Source organism: Nocardioides astragali (genome assembly GCF_024436375.1).
Lineage (GTDB): Bacteria > Actinomycetota > Actinomycetes > Propionibacteriales > Nocardioidaceae > Nocardioides > Nocardioides astragali.
Genome location: NZ_JAFMZM010000004.1, coordinates 357,110 through 372,434, shown reverse-complemented (window position 1 = coordinate 372,434; position 15,325 = coordinate 357,110). Strand labels below are relative to the sequence as shown.

The following is a 15,325-nucleotide window of genomic DNA, read 5'->3' as shown; positions in this document are numbered from 1 at the left end:
TTCTCCCGCGCCGGGACCGACCGAGCGCGTACGCTCACGGCCGCAACCTCCTCGTCCGCCGTCCCGGGAAAGCAATCCATGCCACGACCACGCCTCACTGAACACCGCTGGACGCTGGTGCCCCTGGTGATCTACGCGATCACCCGCGTGATCGACGGAATCCTGCTGCACATCGGGGCGAGCCGTCAGGCTGCGATCACCAGCACCACGCCGGGCTACAAGCTCACCACGCCCACACCCGAGTCCCCCGGGTACCTCGGGGTGGTCTCCAACTGGGACGGTCAGTGGTTCCGAACGATCGCAGAGAACGGCTATCCCACCACCCTGCCCGAGGTCGGCGGGGAGGTCGTGCCGAACGAGTGGGCCTTCAGCGGGGGCTATCCGTTCCTGGTGCGGCTGCTGATGATGATCGCCAGGATCGAGTTCCCGCTCGCGGCGACGGTCGTGAGCCTCGCCTGCGGCGCCGTCGCGATGGTGGTCCTCTACGGCATGGTGCGCGAATGGATGGACGACTACGCAGCAACGACCCTGGTCCTGGCCCTGTGCTGCTTCCCGTCGGCGCCGGTCCTGCAGGTCGCCTACACCGAGTCGATGTCGCTGCTGCTGGTGGTTCTCGCGTTGCACGCCCTGTCCACTCAGAGACACGGGTGGTTCCTTGTCTGGGCCGCGCTCCTGTCCGTCACGCGGCCGCTGCTGCTCCCCCTGGGCCTGCTCGCTGCCGCAACGTGGGTCGTGCGGTGGCGCCGGCGCGACGTCGTGGAGTTCCCGCGCCGGGAGCGAGTGGTCTCAGCCGTAGCGTGCGTCGCGTGCGTCGCGATGGCGGCCGTGTGGCCGGCCATCGCGGCGGTCGTGACTCGCAATACCTCCGCCTTCACCGAGACCATGGCCGCCTGGCCGACGAACAAGTCGCTCGGCGGCGCCACGGTCAACTGGCTCACTCTCGCCGCGGCCAACCCTGCAATCGTCGGCGCATTCGTCCTCCCGGTCCTTGCGCTGGTGGCCTACGCTGCGCTCCGTCCAACCGCCAAGACTCTCCCCGCGACCGTGCGCTGGTGGGCACCGATCTACATGGTCTACATGTTCGCCGCCACGAAGCCGAGCGCCGGGATCCTGCGCTACATCCTGCTGGCGATCTTCCCGTTGTCGCCGCTCCTCGAGCCGCGGACGACGTCCGGCAGTCGAGCCGACTCCCTCATGCAGTGGCTGGTGCCGGTCGCACTCGCAGTGGCGGGGATCGTTGGCCAGTACTACTGGGTGATGAAGATCTTCACGATCGACGAAGCACCGTCCGTGCAGCCCTTCCCGTGAGCTCGTCCGACGATCGCGTTGGACGTCTCAGTCGAGCCCGATGCTGAACGCCGATTCGAGGTCGTGCTTGGAATAGGTGCGGAAGGCGATGTGCGTCTCGGTCTCCGTGACACCCTCGACCTTGTTGAGCCGGTCGGCCACGACGGACGCGACGTCCTCGTGCTCGCGCACGCGTACGAGGGCGATCAGGTCGATCTGCCCAGTCACCGAGTAGACCTCGCTCACTCCGTCGAGGGAGGCGATCGCCTCCGCGACCTCGGGGATGCGCGCGACGTCGGCCTTCACGAACACGATGGCGGTGATCATGGCATCACCGTAGCGCCAGCCCCCCGCTGACCGATCGGACGAACCCTCTAGTCATTTGTGACTAGTCAGGGCCATTCCCGAACCGCGGTGCCCGCGTGCGATCTAGCGTGACCGGGTCTGAGCCACACCACGAGGGGAACTCTCCGGGATGTCCAACATCATCGCGCGCACGGGGGCCGGTGCCGCACTGGCGCTGGTCGCCACGACCATGGCTGTACCGACCGCGCAGGCGGCCGTCGCATCACCTTCCGGCCTCAGCGCGACACCCGAGGGCGCGAGCGTCCCAGCGCTCGCGTGGGCGCCGGTCGCCAAGGCGACCGGATACCAGGTCCAGGTCGACAACGACAGCAGCTTCGGGTCCCCCGAGCTCTCCCTCAGCACCGTGAACTTCCGGGCAACGCCGACGGCCGCGCTCCGGTCCGGGAAGCAGTTCTGGCGGGTGCGGACCGTGAAGGGCTCCGACACGTCTGCGTGGCGCGAGGGGGACCCCATCACCGTGTCACCGGTGAGCGTGCCTGTCCCGACGGCCCCCGCCGGGGGCGCCAACCTGGACCAGCCGGGCAACCCGCCGCTGCTCCAGTGGCTGGGCAGCCCTGGCGCTACGTCGTACACGGTCGAGGTGGACGGCGACTCCGACTTCGTCGGCTCGAAGTCCTACTCCACCAAGGCGACCAACCTCGTCGTGCCCGACCCGCTGGGTGAGGGTGACTGGTTCTGGCGGGTGACGGCCGTCAAGTCTGCCGGACTTGTCTCGCTGCCCTCCAACCCCCTCAGCTTCAACATTCTGCCCCTGGCCAAGCCGTCTCTCGTCTCCCCCACCGACAGTGTGGACACCAAGGTGAGCGACGTGGTGCTGGACTGGGAGCCCGTGCCGGGCGCACGGGCGTACGACGTCCAGATCTCCGACGGCCCCACGTTCGATCCGGGGTCGACGACCACCGCCTCGGGCGTCCAGGGCACCCGCTTCTCCCCGTACACCACCCTCGCCAACGACCAGTTCTGGTGGCGTGTGCGTGCGATCGACCTCAACGGCCAGGCGACGAGCTGGGCTCAGACCAACTTCGGCTTCAACCGCGTCTACGAGCACCAGCCGCAGGCAGTCCACCCCGTCGGCAGCTACTCGTCGCCGGCCGCACTGACCAGCTCCCGTCCGTACTACGAGTGGACGCCTGTGCCGCAGGCATCCGACTACGAGCTCATCGTGGCGAGCGACCTCAACTTCTCGGTCAATTCCCGCACGTGCCGCACCTCCGGAACGACCTACGTGCCGCGGAGCGCCAATGACTGCGGCTACAAGTCCAGCGGCACGACGTACTGGATGGTCCGTCCGCTCGACAAGCCGTACGAGAAGACCGGCCTGCCTGGTCAGTTCGCGTCGGTCCCGCAGGCGATCGACTGGACACAGCCCTCGACTCCCCCAGCGACGTTCGACCCCACCGCTGAGGTCCAGGGCATGAAGGTGGCCGTCACCGGCGGAGGGTCCGGATGCGCCTCGACCCTGTGTGACAGCGTGCCCACGACGCCTGTCTTTTCGTGGGACCCGATGCCCGGCGCTACCTCATACTCCGTCTACATCGGCCAGGACAACAAGTTCACGACGTCCGTCCTCGCCAGCAAGAGCGTTCCGATCTCAACCACGAACACGATGCTGGCCCTGGCGCACGGCGACCAGGTCTCGGCGCTGCCGGACAGCTCCGCCGGCCAGGCCTACCACTGGTACGTCCGTGCGTGCGCGGCGAGCGGGTGCGGACCGCAGCCCATCTCAAGCCCGTTCACGCTCGGCACCAAGGCCTTCCGCAAGGTCTCGCCGCCTGTCACGGGGTTGAGCACCTCCAGCGGCGCGGGGACCGAGATCTCGTTCAGCTGGGACGACTACCGCGCCACGAACCTCGCCACCCCGTGGCTGGGCCAGACCGGCAACCAGTCGGCTCGCGGCTACCACATCGAGGTCGACAACGAGCCGTCCTTCCAGGCTCCTCTCCTCGACGACCAGGTCGTCGACCAGACGACCTACACCGCCTGGGACCGGCTCTACCCTGAGGGAACCCTCTACTGGCGGGTCCAGGCGACCGACTCCGAAGGACAGGGCCTCACCTGGTCCACCGTGCAGGCCCTGACCAAGGAGAGCCCGGCGGTCGATCTCCAGTCGCCAGGAAACGGGGCGACCGTCTCGGGGACGGTGCCGCTGCGCTGGGCACCGCAGGCCTTCGCGGCGAGCTACACCGTCGAGGTCTACCGGAACAATGACCGGTCCTTCTCATCGGTCAACCGCCTCTTCACCACCACCGTGAAGACACCCGCCTACACGTGGACCCAGCCGATCCCGGCTGACCCGACGGCCTACGTGTGGCGGGTACGTCGCACCGACGCGACCGGCAACCCGGGTCCGTGGTCCACCCCCTTCGAGTTCAGGTCCCTCGGTGCGGCCCCGACGCTGACCGCCCCGGCCAACGGATCCTGGCAGCCGGCCGCCGGCGTGCTGTTCACCTGGACCGACGTCCCGGGTGCCTCTGCCTACAACGTCACAGCGACGAGCAGCAGCGGCGATCGGCTGGCGAACGTCTCCACCCCGGGCAACGCCTACGCGACGACGAAGGCTGTCGCCACAGGTAGCTACACCTGGTCCGTCACCGCCCTCGATGCCGCCGGCAAGACCCTCGGCACGAGCCTGAATGGAAGCTTCCGCGTGGACGGAACGCCTCCGACCATCAAGACCATGAAGCCCGGCGAACAGGCGACCCGGAAGTCCGTCTTCGTCGCGACGTTCAGCGAGAAGGTCAAGGGCGTCAGCAAGAAGACCATGCGCCTGTACCAGAAGGGGAAGAAGAAGCCGCTCAAAGCCAAGGTGGCGATCACCAAGGGCGGGCGCAAGGCCACCCTCAAGCCGGCCAGCAGGCTCAAGCGCAGCAAGACCTACCTCATCAAGCTCACCTACACCCGCATCAAGGATGAAGCCGGAAATCCTCTGGTCAAGCCCGACAAGTGGAGCGTCACGGTCAAGTAGTCCGAGGATGCCGTGAGCCGTCACGGCGGGGGATAGTCTCCCCGCCGTGACCTGGCTCGCTGACCACTGGCTCGACGTCCTCGGATGGGGCGGGAGCGCCCTGCTGGTCTACTCGCTCCTCCAAGCGAGCGTCCTGCGCCTGCGCGTCCTCAACGCGATCGCCTGCGTCCTCCTCATCGTCTTCAACGCGATGCTCGAGGTCTGGCCCATGGTCGGCATGAACACCGTCCTGGTCGCCATCAACGCGTGGTTCATCGTCCAGCTCCTGCGCGAGCGCCACGACGAGACCGCGTTCCAGGTCCTCGAGGTAACTCCCACGGACGAGTACCTGCGGCACGTGCTGCGGGTGCACGGCGCCGACATCCTCAAGTTCAACCCAGAGTTCGTCCACGATCCGTCCTCCACGCACGACGCCTTCCTCGTCCAGAAGGGGGACGAGACCGTCGGTGTCGTGCTGCTGCGTGAGGATGGCGAGACCGCCCACGTGATGCTCGACTACGTCACGCCGCGCTATCGCGACTTCTCCCCCGGCGAGTTCGTCTGGCGGCGCAGCGGTCTGCTCAGCGAGCGCGGGGTGCGGCGCGTGGTGACGCCACCCGGAATGGTGGGCGCTTACTATGACCGGCTCGGGTTCCGGCGCGAAGGCGAGTCGTACGTCCTCGAGATCCCCTGAGGTCCCAGTCTGGCGATTCTGCTCCGCGGACGGCGCGACGCGCCTAGATTTGGCGGCACTGTCGACGAAGGAGACCCGCCATGCGCAGACTCGCGGCCGCGATCCTTGTTGCCTTCACGGCAACGACAGTCGCCGTTCCCATGGCCCAAGCGGACACGCCCCGGTGCGTCTCCCGGCACGAGTACGACCGCGTCACCAAAGGCATGACCATGACCAAGGTGCACAAGATCTTCGATACCGCGGGTAGCGAGACGGGACTCGGTGCCCCGAACCTGCTGTACCACTACCGCCCCTGCACCAAGCAGGGCCTGGTCCAGGTGGTCTACTCCCCTCGCGGCCGCATGCTGGGCAAGAGCGCTCACTGGTTTGGCTGACCCTGACGTCAGCCCGACGTCGCAGCCACCCAGCGCTCCAGCGCGTCCTGTGCCGCCCCTGAGTCGATCGCCTGGGCAGCTTTGCTGACTCCAGCGGCAAGGGCGGACTCGAGGTCGTCGTCGTCCGGCGAGTCGTAGACCGCCAGCGCCGCCCCCGCGTTGAGCACCACGGCGTCGCGCACCGGACCCGTCTCCCCCGCCAGCAGTCGGCGTACGACGTCGGCGTTGTGGGCGGCGTCTCCCCCGCGGAGGTCCTCGGTGGTCGCACGGCCGATGCCGACCGAGGCCGGGTCGATCGTCAGCCTGGTGACCTCTCCCCCGTGCACGCGCCACAGGGTCGAGGTGGTGGTCGTGGTCAGCTCGTCGAGCCCGTCGTCGCCGCGGAACACCCAGGCGTCCACATCGCGCTCGGCCAGCACGCCGGCCATGACCGGTGCCATCCGGGGATCGGCACACCCGATGGCCTGCGCCTGCGGACGCGCGGGGTTCGTCAGCGGACCGAGGATGTTGAAGGTGGTGGCGATGCCGAGCTCGCGGCGCGGCACGGCGGCGTGGCGCATGGCGGGATGGAACGCCGCGGAGAAGCAGAAAGTGATGCCCGCCTCCTCCGCCACCTCGGCGACCCGCGCGGGCGCGAGGTCGAGCCGGATGCCGAGCGCCTCGAGCACGTCGGCGGAGCCCGACTGCGAGGACGCCGACCGGTTGCCGTGCTTGACGACGCGCGCTCCCGCACCCGCCGCGACGATCGCCGCCATCGTGGAGATGTTGACCGACATCGAGCGGTCGCCGCCGGTGCCGACGATGTCGAGCAGCCGGCCCGGCACCGAGATCGGGTTGGCGGCGGCCAGCATGGCCGCGGCGATGCCGGAGACCTCCTCGACCGTCTCGCCCTTGGCACGCAGCGCGACCACGAGCCCGGCGAGCTGGACGGGGGTCGCAGCTCCTGCGAACACCTCGTCCATGGCCCATCGCGCCTGCTCGGTCGTCAGGTCGCTGCCGGCGACCAGGGTGGAGAGGACGTCGGGCCAGGTGTGGGACATGGGCCCGAGTGTTTCAGACCCTCAGATCGCCAGGACGTGCGTGTGGCCGGGTTTCGAGACGGTTGCTGAGCAACCTCCTCGACCCGCGAGGAGGTCAGGTGGTGGCCGGCACCGACGGGCGCAACAGGCCGATGACGGCCTCGGCGAGCTGGATCGGGTCGATCGGGTGCGGCACGGCGGCCTCTGCGCGAGACCAGGTGGCGAGCCAGGCGTCCTGCGGGCGGCCGGTCAGCACGATGACCGGGGGGCACTGGTAGATCTCGTCCTTGAGCTGCTTGGCGATGCCCATGCCACCTGCCGGTACGGCCTCGCCGTCGAGGATCGCGAGGGAGATGGTGCCCGAGTCCATGTTCTGCAGGACGACCGGCTCCGTGGCGACCTCGACGTACTCGAGCTCCGGGAGGTCCGGGTGGGGGCGACGGCCCAGCGCCAGGATCACCTGCTGCCGGGTGTTGATGTCGTCGCTGTAGACGAGGACCTTGATCGGGCGGCTGTCGGGAGTGGCGGTGCTCACGTGGGCATCGTATCGGTGCGTCGGCGCGCTCGCGCCTCGACCACCGAGCCTCGCTCCCCGTCAGGGGGCCGAGCGCCGTTCGGCGAGGTCGAGCCGACGGTCCTCCCGTGCCGCCTCCCTCATCGACTGGCGCACCCACTGGGTGAACAGCACCGCGAAGAACAGCACGCCGATCAGGTCGCCGCTGGCCCAGAGGATGCCGCCAGCCAGGTGCTGGTCGTCCAGCACCGGAGGCAGCCAGGAGCCCATCGGCCCCTCGCGGAGCTCGAGGTAGTGCGCCCCGCCGATCAGCGTCGTCTGGCCCATGATCGTGACACCCAGGAACGCGTGGAACGGCAGCGTCATGAGCGTCAGGAGCACCCGGAACGGGTGGCTGACGCGACCCGGGACCGGGTCGACGCCCATCAACGGCCAGAAGAAGAGCGTGCCGACGAGCACGAGGTGCACGTGCATCATCTCGTGGACGTACGCCGAGCTCAGGCTGGCGTCGTACCAGGAGCTGAAGTAGAGCGCCCAGGGCGAGGCGACGTAGAGCACGAACGCCAGCGGCGGGAACGCCAGCACCTTCGCCACCCGGGAGTGGAGCAGCGCCAGCAGCCACCTTCGGGGTGCCGGCGGCAGCGTGCGCAAAGCCAGGGTGACCGGCGCCCCGAGCGCGAGCGCCAGCGGCACCACCATGGACAGCAGCATGTGCTGGACCATGTGCACGCTCAGCAGCGTGGTGTCGTAGCGGCCCAGGCCGGACGACGTGGCGAAGAAGAACGCGCCCATCCCCAACCCCACGAACGCGAGGGTCCGGCCGACCGGCCAGCGGTCGCCCCGGCGGCGCAGGACGACCACCCCGAGGGCGTACAGGCCGACGGCCCAGACCGTGACGACGAAGGGGATCGGGTCGATCCCCCAGTCGGTGAAGACGCGCCCCAGCGTGAATCGCGGAAGGGCCTCGGAGGCTTCCTCGGAGAGCGTGGACAGGGCGAGCAGCACGCTGTGAACTTTATGACGGGACAACACAGGGGGTCGGGGTGCCCTCCGCCTCCCGATGAAGCAATAATGTCGCTCGTGGCGACAGCAACTGCGATTCCGGCCTCCCGACTGCACGGGCACCACGACCGACCCAGCATGGTCAGCGTGGGCACGATCATCTGGCTCTCCAGCGAGCTGATGTTCTTCGCGGCCCTGTTCGCGGCCTACTTCACCATCCGCGCGGTGAGCCCCGAGCTGTGGGCGCAGGAGACGGAGAAGCTCAACGTCCCGTTCTCCACGGCCAACACCGTGATCCTGGTGGCGTCCTCGTTCGCCTGCCAGTGGGGCGTCTTCGCCGCCGAGCGCGGCCAGGTCGGCCGTACGGGCTCCCTGCTCAACGTCGCCAAGTGGGGCCTGCGCGAGTGGTTCATCCTCACCTACCTCATGGGCGCGGTCTTCATCGGCGGCCAGGCGCTCGAGTATGCCGAGCTGATGCACGAGGGCATGACCATCCCGAGCTCGGCCTACGGCACGATGTTCTACCTGACCACCGGGTTCCACGGTCTCCACGTGACCGGCGGCCTGATCGCCTTCCTCTTCGTGCTGGGCCGCACCTACCTGGCCAGGCGCTTCACCCACGAGCAAGCCGTCACGGCGATCGTCGTGTCCTACTACTGGCACTTCGTCGACGTGGTCTGGATCGGCCTGTTCTTCACGATCTACGTCATCAAGTAAGCACTCCCAAACAACCGACACCGTCCGCAACCGGCAAGGACTCATCGTGCAGTTGCTCAACCGAACCGCTGGTCGGCTCTCCCGGCATCGTCGGGGGCCTCTTGCGGGCCTCGTCGTGCTGTTCCTGGGCCTCGTGCTCAGCGGCTCCCTCTACACGGCGCTGGCCCCCGCCCCGGCCAACAGCCAGGCCAGTGACACCGACCAGATCGCGCAGGGCAAGGAGCTGTTCCTGACGAGCTGCGCCACCTGCCACGGCAAGAACGCCGAGGGCATCTCCACGGTCCGCGACGGCTACCAGCTCGGCCCGTCGCTGGTCGGCGTCGGTGCCGCGGCGGTCGACTTCCAGGTCGGCACGGGGCGCATGCCGATGGCCAGCCCCGGGGCGCAGGCGCCTCGCAAGGAGCCTGTCTTCGACGAGGAGGAGACTGCCGCCCTGGCCGCGTACGTCGCCTCGCTGGCGCCGGGTCCTGCCATCCCGAACGAGTCCGACTACTCCATCGAGGGACTGTCGGAGGAGGAGCGTGAGGAGGCGATCGCCCGCGGCGGGCAGATCTTCCTCACCAACTGCACCGCGTGCCACAACTTCAACGGCGCCGGCGGAGCCATGCCGCGCGGCGGCTACGCCCCCAACCTGCACGGCGTGGAGGGCAAGTACATCTACGAGGCGCTGCTGACCGGGCCGCAGCAGATGCCCAACTTCAGCAACGGCAACCTGACGCCGGAGGACAAGCGCGACGTGATCGCCTACCTCGACAGCATCCAGGAGACGCCCGAGTACGCCGGCTTCACCCTCGGCGGGCTCGGCCCGGTGTCCGAGGGCCTGTTCGCCTGGCTCGTCGGCATCGGTTCGCTCGTGGGCGCCGCCGTGTGGATCGCCTCGCACACGACCCGGAGCAAGAAGAGCAAGGTGAACGCGTGAGCAACGACAGCGACCGCTTGGTCAACGCCCCCGACGGCACGCCCGAGCCCTACGGTGACCCGTCCGGCATGGCCGCTCCGGCGACGTACGACGAGTCCCACGTGCCCGTCCACCACGAGGCCGACCCGATCGCCGACCCCGGGCTCCCGCCACACCACTGGCGCCCCACCGACGTCGACCCCAAGGCCGAGAAGCGCGCTGAGCGCCAGATCGCCGCGATGTTCGTCGCGGCCATGATCAGTGCCCTCCTCTTCGTGGTCGCCTACTTCTCCTTCGAGGTCGGTGACAACTGGGACACCTTCGCCGGCATGGGCGCCTCCACCGTCTCCCTCGGGGTGACGCTGGGGCTGAGCCTGTTGTTCATCGGCATCGGCATCATCCACCTGGCGCGCAAGCTGATGGCCGACGCCGAGATGATCGAGATGCGTCACCCCGCGGCCTCCCCCGCCGAGGACCGTGAGGCCACCATCCAGGCGCTCAACGACGGGGTCGCCGAGTCCGGCATCGGCCGTCGTCCGCTGGTGCGCAACACGATGATCGGCTCCATGGCCGTGCTCGGCCTCCCCGCCGTCGTGCTGCTGCGCGACCTCGCCCCCGGCGACGCGCTCGACACCGGCAAGCTTGCCCACACGATCTGGGAGCCGGGCATGCGCCTGGTGCGCGACGTCACGGGCACGCCCATCCTCGCCAGCGAGATCGAGGTCGGCGACCTGGTCAACGCAGCCCCCGAGGCGCTGTTCCCCACCGAGGAGAACGGCTACCACGAGCTCCACGGTGCCGAGGAGCAGGCCGAGAAGGCCAAGGGCGCGATCATCATCGTCCGGATGGACCCCGACGACCTCACCCCCGCCACCCAGCCGGACAAGTGGACCGTCGACGGCATCATCTGCTACTCCAAGATCTGCACCCACGTGGGATGCCCGATCTCCCTCTACGAGCGCACCACCCACCACGTGCTGTGCCCGTGCCACCAGTCGACCTTCGACCTCGCCGACGGCGCCAAGGTCGTCTTCGGTCCGGCTGCCCGCCCCCTTCCCCAGCTGCCCCTGGCGGTTGACGATGAGGGCTACCTGGTCGCACAGAGCGACTTCACCGAGCCCATCGGGGCAAGCTACTGGGAGCGTGAGAAGCAGTGAGCGTCGACACCAGCAAGGTCGCGACGAGCAACCGCACTGAGGCCGCGACCGCATCGAAGCCCGGCCCCGCCGGATCGCTGGCCTCGTGGGCCGACGACCGCCTCGGCCTCGCGACGATGATGAAGAAGAACCTGCGCAAGGTCTTCCCCGACCACTGGTCGTTCATGCTCGGCGAGATCGCGCTGTGGAGCTTCGTCGTGCTGCTCCTCACCGGCGTGTTCCTGACGCTGTGGTTCAACCCGTCGATGGGTCACGTCACCTACGAGGGCTCCTACGACCAGCTGCGCGGCATCGGGATGTCCGAGGCGATGGCGTCCACGCTCAACATCTCCTTCGACGTCCGCGGCGGCCTGCTCATGCGCCAGATGCACCACTGGGCGGCGATGATCTTCATCGCGGCGATGATGGTGCACCTGCTCCGCGTCGCCTTCACCGGCGCCTACCGCAAGCCCCGTGAGCTCAACTGGGTCATCGGCTGCCTCCTGCTGCTGCTCGGCACCCTCGAGGGCTTCACCGGCTACTCGCTCCCCGACGACCTGCTGTCCGGCACCGGCGTCCGCGCCGCGGACGGGTTCCTGAAGGCCACCCCGGTGGCCGGGTCCTACATGTCGTTCCTGCTGTTCGGTGGCGAGTTCCCCGGCGAGTCGATCATCCCGCGGCTCTACATCATCCACGTGCTCCTGATCCCGGGCATCCTGCTCGCGCTGATCGCCGTGCACATGCTGCTGCTCGTCTACCACAAGCACACCCAGTGGCCTGGCCCCGGCCGCACCGAGCAGAACGTCGTCGGCTTCCCGATGCTGCCGGTGTACGCCGCCAAGGCCGGCGGCTTCTTCTTCATGGTCTTCGGCGTCATCGCCCTGATGGGCGGACTGCTGTCGATCAACCCGGTGTGGAAGTTCGGCCCCTACGACCCCACCAAGGTGACTGCCGGCTCGCAGCCCGACTGGTACATGGGCTGGCCCGACGGGCTGCTGCGCATCATCCCCACCGGGTGGGAGAGCGTGATCTTCGGCTACACCATCTCGTGGAACGTGATGCTCCCGATCCTCATCGTGCCGCCGCTCATGCTCGTGGTCCTCATGCTCCTGCCCTTCGTCGAGAGCTGGATCACCGGCGACAAGCGTGACCACCACCTCCTCCAGCGCCCGCGCAACGCGCCCACGCGCACCGCGGTCATGGTGGCGCTGATGACGTTCTACGGCCTGGCCTGGGCCGCGGGCGGCAACGACATCATCGCGATCAAGCTGCACGCCAGCATCAACCAGATCACCTACTTCATGCGGGTGGCCATCTTCGTGGGTCCGCTCCTGGCCTTCTGGATCACCCGACGCTGGTGCATCTCGCTGCAGCGTCACGACAACGAGCTGCTCCTCCACGGCTACGAGACGGGCATCATCACCCGCTCCCCCGAGGGCCAGTACGCCGAGCGGCACCTGCCGATCAACACCAAGGCGGCCTACACCCTCACGGCGCGCGATCGCGACCACATCCACCCGGTCGGCAGCGACACCGACGCGGCCGGGGTGGCGGCACCCAACTCCCGCTCGGACAAGCTGCGCGCCAAGCTGTCGTCGTGGATGTATGGCCACAACGTGCAGAAGCCCACCGCGGCCGAGCTCGAGGCGGCCCACCACCACGCCGAGCACGAGGCGGAGCTCCAGTCGGGGCTCGACCACCCGGTCGACGGTCACCAGTTCGACGACCACCGCCTGCGTGACACCGACGAGGTCCCGCTGCGCGACCACTGATCGGCGCTGTCGAGCACGGTCGAGACCGAGGGCCCACCGGGATGATCCCGGTGGGCCCTCGGCGTACCTGATGTCCCCGGACGCGCTCAGTCGTCCTTTCAGTCGCCCTTCACGTTGACGATCTGGTGAAGCACGTGGCACACCTCGACCAGGTCGGCGGCGTCAGCCATCACCTGGTCGATGTCCTTGTAGGCGGCGGGGATCTCGTCGATGAACGCGTCGGTGTCGCGGTACTCGATGCCCACCATCGCGCGCCGCAGGTCCTCGGCGGTGAACGTCCTGCGTGCCCGCGTGCGTGAGTACTCCCGGCCGGCGCCGTGCGGCGCGGAGTTGAGGGAGACGGGGTTCCCCTTGCCCGTCACGACATACGACGCGGTCCCCATCGAGCCCGGGATCAGCCCGGGCCGTCCCTGCTCGGCGTTGATCGCACCCTTCCGGGAGAGCCAGACGTCCCGGCCGTAGTGGTGCTCCGGCTCGGTGTAGTTGTGGTGGCAGTTGATCTCCTCCCGCCGCTCCACGTCTCCCCCGACCCACTCGGCGAACTGGTGCACGACCCGGTCCATCATCTCCTCGCGGTTGAGCAGCGCGTAGGTCTGCGCCCACCGCATCTCGCGGATGTAGGCGTCGAACTCCTCGGTCCCCTCGGTGAGGTAGGCCAGGTCCCGGTGCGGGAGCTCCACCCCCTCGCACGCCTCGCGGGCCACCGCGATGTGCTTCTGCGCGATCCGGTTGCCGACGCCGCGAGAGCCCGAGTGGAGGAACAGCCACACTCCGCCTGCCTCGTCGGCGGTGATCTCGATGAAGTGGTTGCCCGACCCGAGCGTGCCCAGCTGCAGATCCCACCGCGCGGCGTACGACCCGGGGTCGAAGCGAGCCGCCGAGGCGAGGTCGCGCAGGTGCTCGAGACGCCTCTCGGTGTGCTCACGGCTGACCTTGGCGTTCGCGGCGCCGGCGTTGAGCGGGACGGCCCGCTCGATGGCCTGCCGGACAGGCTTGCGGTCCTCAGGCAGGTCCGTCACGGCGTACTGGGTGCGCACGGCGATCATCCCGCAGCCGATATCCACGCCGACGGCAGCCGGGATGATCGCACCAAGGGTCGGGATCACCGAGCCCACGGTCGCACCGAGGCCCAGGTGGGCGTCCGGCATCAGGGCGACGTGCGGGTGGACGAACGGCATCGCGGCCGTCTGCTCCGCCTGCGCTCGGGTGTTGTCCTCCAGGATCGACGCCCAGTTCACGAGCGTCGGGGTCAGGTGCTCCATCGTCCTTCCTTCTGATGAGTTGGCCCGCGACGTTGCGGACCGACCCAGGACGCTACGGGTCCTCAATGGGGTTGCACCGCCCATTTCCGGTGTGCGTCAGGAGAGGGCGGACCCGGACTTCCAGTCCGCCTGCGACAGGTTCCAGTCCCCGTAGCCGTTGTCCAGCGTCATCGAGCGGCTCGAGCCGGTGACCTCGACGACGTCCCCGCGGCTCGTACGGTCGTAGAGCCACTGCGCGTCGGCCAGGCTCATGCCCACGCACCCATGGGAGACGTTGGCGCTCCCCTGCGAGCCCGCCGACCACGGCGCGGCGTGGAGGAACTCGCCGGAGTAGGTCACGCGCAGCGCGTACTGGACGTTGGAGAGGTCGTAGAACTCCGGGTCGTCCCGGTCGACGCCGATGGTGGCGGCGTTCATGCGCTTGCGGCGGAACTTCTCGATGATCACCTTGGTGCCGGAGCGCGTCTCCCAGCCCGCCTTGCCGGCGCTGATCGGCATGGTGCGGGCGAGCCGGCCGTTGACGAAGGTCCGCATCGTGTGGGTGCGGACGTCGACCTTGCTGACGACCGAATCGCCGATGTGGAAGTCGATGCTGCGCGACTCCTGTCCGTAGATCCCGTTGCCCGCGGGCAGGCTGTTGACGTCGAGCTCGACCGAGACGTCCGTGCCGGCCTTCCAGTAGGACGTCGGGCGCCAGTGGGCCTCGTGGTCGCTCAGCCAGTACCACGACCCGCGCTGCTCCGGCGTGCTGGTGACGTGCATGTGCCTCTCGAACCGGGCGCGGTTGGTGACGGGCAGGTCGAAGGTCACGATGACCGGCATCCCGACCCCGACGGTCTCGCCGTCGAGCGGCGCCACGGCGGGGTAGGTCTGCTCGTCGAGCGTGAGGTCGACCGTCTGGAAGCTGCGGGTGCGCTCCACCGTCCGCCCGTCGCTGCGCGTGGCGGAGGCGGTGATGACGTAGTCGGTGCCGGGTTCGAGCCGGGTGGAGGCCGTCCACGAGCCACCGTCGACGGTGCCCTCGACACGACCCTCGACGCCGCTCCCGGATGAGGTCACCGTGACGGTGTCCAGGGTCCCGCCGTCGGTGCCGACCGTCAGCGGCTCATCGATCGGGACCGCGCCGGCGTCGCGGAAGCTCGTCGTGAGGCGTACGGGCTCGGGCTTGGCGGACTCGGAGGCCCCTGTCGTGCCCGGACCCCTCTCGGAGCCGCCCACCGCGGAGTCGCAGCCGGCCAGGCCGGTGACGGCCAACAACGCCGCCGCGACCGCCGTACGACGGAGCGCGGGGCGCGTGGACGCGGACCGGGACGCGCGAGAGCGCATGCGACGAGACCCCC

Annotated in this window: 14 protein-coding genes; 8 read left to right on the top strand and 6 right to left on the bottom strand. The window is 68.8% G+C overall.

Annotated features, from left to right (window positions below; genetic code table 11):
* Nucleotides 1-78 precede the first annotated feature (78 nt).
* Entirely contained in the window at nt 79-1,308 is a 1,230-nt protein-coding gene (locus tag J3P44_RS15035; protein WP_255891247.1) for a putative hexosyltransferase, read from the top strand.
* 27 nt (nt 1,309-1,335) lie between these two features.
* Here J3P44_RS15035 and J3P44_RS15030 read toward each other — a convergent pair whose 3' ends face one another.
* Nucleotides 1,336-1,614 (bottom strand): Lrp/AsnC family transcriptional regulator, encoded by a 279-nt coding sequence (locus tag J3P44_RS15030; RefSeq protein ID WP_129457122.1) that lies wholly within the window; start codon nt 1,612-1,614, stop codon nt 1,336-1,338.
* A gap of 148 nt (nt 1,615-1,762) precedes the next feature.
* Between J3P44_RS15030 and J3P44_RS15025 the strand changes: the two genes are divergently transcribed.
* From J3P44_RS15025 to J3P44_RS15015, 3 genes are all read left to right on the top strand, one after another.
* The gene (locus tag J3P44_RS15025) at nt 1,763-4,618 is read left to right on the top strand and encodes an Ig-like domain-containing domain (protein WP_255891246.1); all 2,856 of its coding nucleotides are present in this window, start codon (nt 1,763-1,765) and stop codon (nt 4,616-4,618) included.
* A 46-nt stretch (nt 4,619-4,664) separates the two neighbouring features.
* Nucleotides 4,665-5,291 (top strand): YgjV family protein, encoded by a 627-nt coding sequence (locus J3P44_RS15020; RefSeq protein WP_255891244.1) that lies wholly within the window; start codon nt 4,665-4,667, stop codon nt 5,289-5,291.
* A gap of 80 nt (nt 5,292-5,371) precedes the next feature.
* On the top strand, nt 5,372-5,665 hold the full coding sequence (locus J3P44_RS15015) for a hypothetical protein (protein WP_255891243.1): 294 nt from the start codon (nt 5,372-5,374) through the stop codon (nt 5,663-5,665).
* An 8-nt stretch (nt 5,666-5,673) separates the two neighbouring features.
* Here J3P44_RS15015 and trpD read toward each other — a convergent pair whose 3' ends face one another.
* From trpD to J3P44_RS15000, 3 genes are all read right to left on the bottom strand, one after another.
* A complete protein-coding gene (gene trpD / locus J3P44_RS15010; protein ID WP_255891242.1) occupies nt 5,674-6,705 on the bottom strand; it encodes an anthranilate phosphoribosyltransferase in 1,032 nt (343 codons plus the stop codon).
* Nucleotides 6,706-6,799: 94 nt separating this feature from the next.
* Nucleotides 6,800-7,219, bottom strand: coding sequence for an Rv3143 family two-component system response regulator (locus J3P44_RS15005; protein WP_255891241.1), 420 nt, complete (start codon nt 7,217-7,219; stop codon nt 6,800-6,802).
* Nucleotides 7,220-7,279: 60 nt separating this feature from the next.
* On the bottom strand, nt 7,280-8,203 hold the full coding sequence (locus tag J3P44_RS15000) for a cytochrome c oxidase assembly protein (protein ID WP_255891240.1): 924 nt from the start codon (nt 8,201-8,203) through the stop codon (nt 7,280-7,282).
* A 12-nt stretch (nt 8,204-8,215) separates the two neighbouring features.
* Here J3P44_RS15000 and ctaE point away from each other — a divergent pair, with 12 nt between their 5' ends.
* From ctaE to qcrB, 4 genes are read left to right on the top strand one after another with little or no spacing between them, the layout of a single operon-like run.
* Nucleotides 8,216-8,917, top strand: coding sequence for an aa3-type cytochrome oxidase subunit III (gene ctaE / locus J3P44_RS14995; protein ID WP_443678175.1), 702 nt, complete (start codon nt 8,216-8,218; stop codon nt 8,915-8,917).
* Nucleotides 8,918-8,963: 46 nt separating this feature from the next.
* A complete protein-coding gene (gene qcrC, locus J3P44_RS14990; RefSeq protein ID WP_308212273.1) occupies nt 8,964-9,836 on the top strand; it encodes a cytochrome bc1 complex diheme cytochrome c subunit in 873 nt (290 codons plus the stop codon).
* Entirely contained in the window at nt 9,833-10,972 is a 1,140-nt protein-coding gene (gene qcrA / locus J3P44_RS14985) for a cytochrome bc1 complex Rieske iron-sulfur subunit (RefSeq protein WP_255891238.1), read from the top strand. The genes qcrC and qcrA overlap by 4 nt, the downstream gene beginning before the upstream one ends.
* Nucleotides 10,969-12,723, top strand: coding sequence for a cytochrome bc1 complex cytochrome b subunit (gene qcrB, locus J3P44_RS14980; RefSeq protein WP_372496582.1), 1,755 nt, complete (start codon nt 10,969-10,971; stop codon nt 12,721-12,723). The genes qcrA and qcrB overlap by 4 nt, the downstream gene beginning before the upstream one ends.
* 98 nt (nt 12,724-12,821) lie before the next feature.
* Here qcrB and J3P44_RS14975 read toward each other — a convergent pair whose 3' ends face one another.
* Both J3P44_RS14975 and J3P44_RS14970 read right to left on the bottom strand, forming a co-directional pair.
* A complete protein-coding gene (locus J3P44_RS14975; protein ID WP_255891237.1) occupies nt 12,822-13,985 on the bottom strand; it encodes an RtcB family protein in 1,164 nt (387 codons plus the stop codon).
* Between the two features lie 96 nt (nt 13,986-14,081).
* A complete protein-coding gene (locus J3P44_RS14970; RefSeq protein WP_255891236.1) occupies nt 14,082-15,311 on the bottom strand; it encodes a L,D-transpeptidase in 1,230 nt (409 codons plus the stop codon).
* Between the last annotated feature and the right edge of the window lie 14 nt (nt 15,312-15,325).

What these genes read in the sequence shown, in the direction of transcription:
- J3P44_RS15035 (WP_255891247.1), top strand. Translation starts at nt 79, where the DNA reads ATGCCACGACCACGCCTCACTGAACACCGCTGGACGCTGGTGCCCCTG.
- J3P44_RS15030 (WP_129457122.1), bottom strand. Translation starts at nt 1,614, where the DNA reads ATGATCACCGCCATCGTGTTCGTGAAGGCCGACGTCGCGCGCATCCCC.
- J3P44_RS15025 (WP_255891246.1), top strand. Translation starts at nt 1,763, where the DNA reads ATGTCCAACATCATCGCGCGCACGGGGGCCGGTGCCGCACTGGCGCTG.
- J3P44_RS15015 (WP_255891243.1), top strand. Translation starts at nt 5,372, where the DNA reads ATGCGCAGACTCGCGGCCGCGATCCTTGTTGCCTTCACGGCAACGACA.
- trpD (WP_255891242.1), bottom strand. Translation starts at nt 6,705, where the DNA reads ATGTCCCACACCTGGCCCGACGTCCTCTCCACCCTGGTCGCCGGCAGC.
- ctaE (WP_443678175.1), top strand. Translation starts at nt 8,216, where the DNA reads ATGACGGGACAACACAGGGGGTCGGGGTGCCCTCCGCCTCCCGATGAA.
- J3P44_RS14975 (WP_255891237.1), bottom strand. Translation starts at nt 13,985, where the DNA reads ATGGAGCACCTGACCCCGACGCTCGTGAACTGGGCGTCGATCCTGGAG.
- J3P44_RS14970 (WP_255891236.1), bottom strand. Translation starts at nt 15,311, where the DNA reads ATGCGCTCTCGCGCGTCCCGGTCCGCGTCCACGCGCCCCGCGCTCCGT.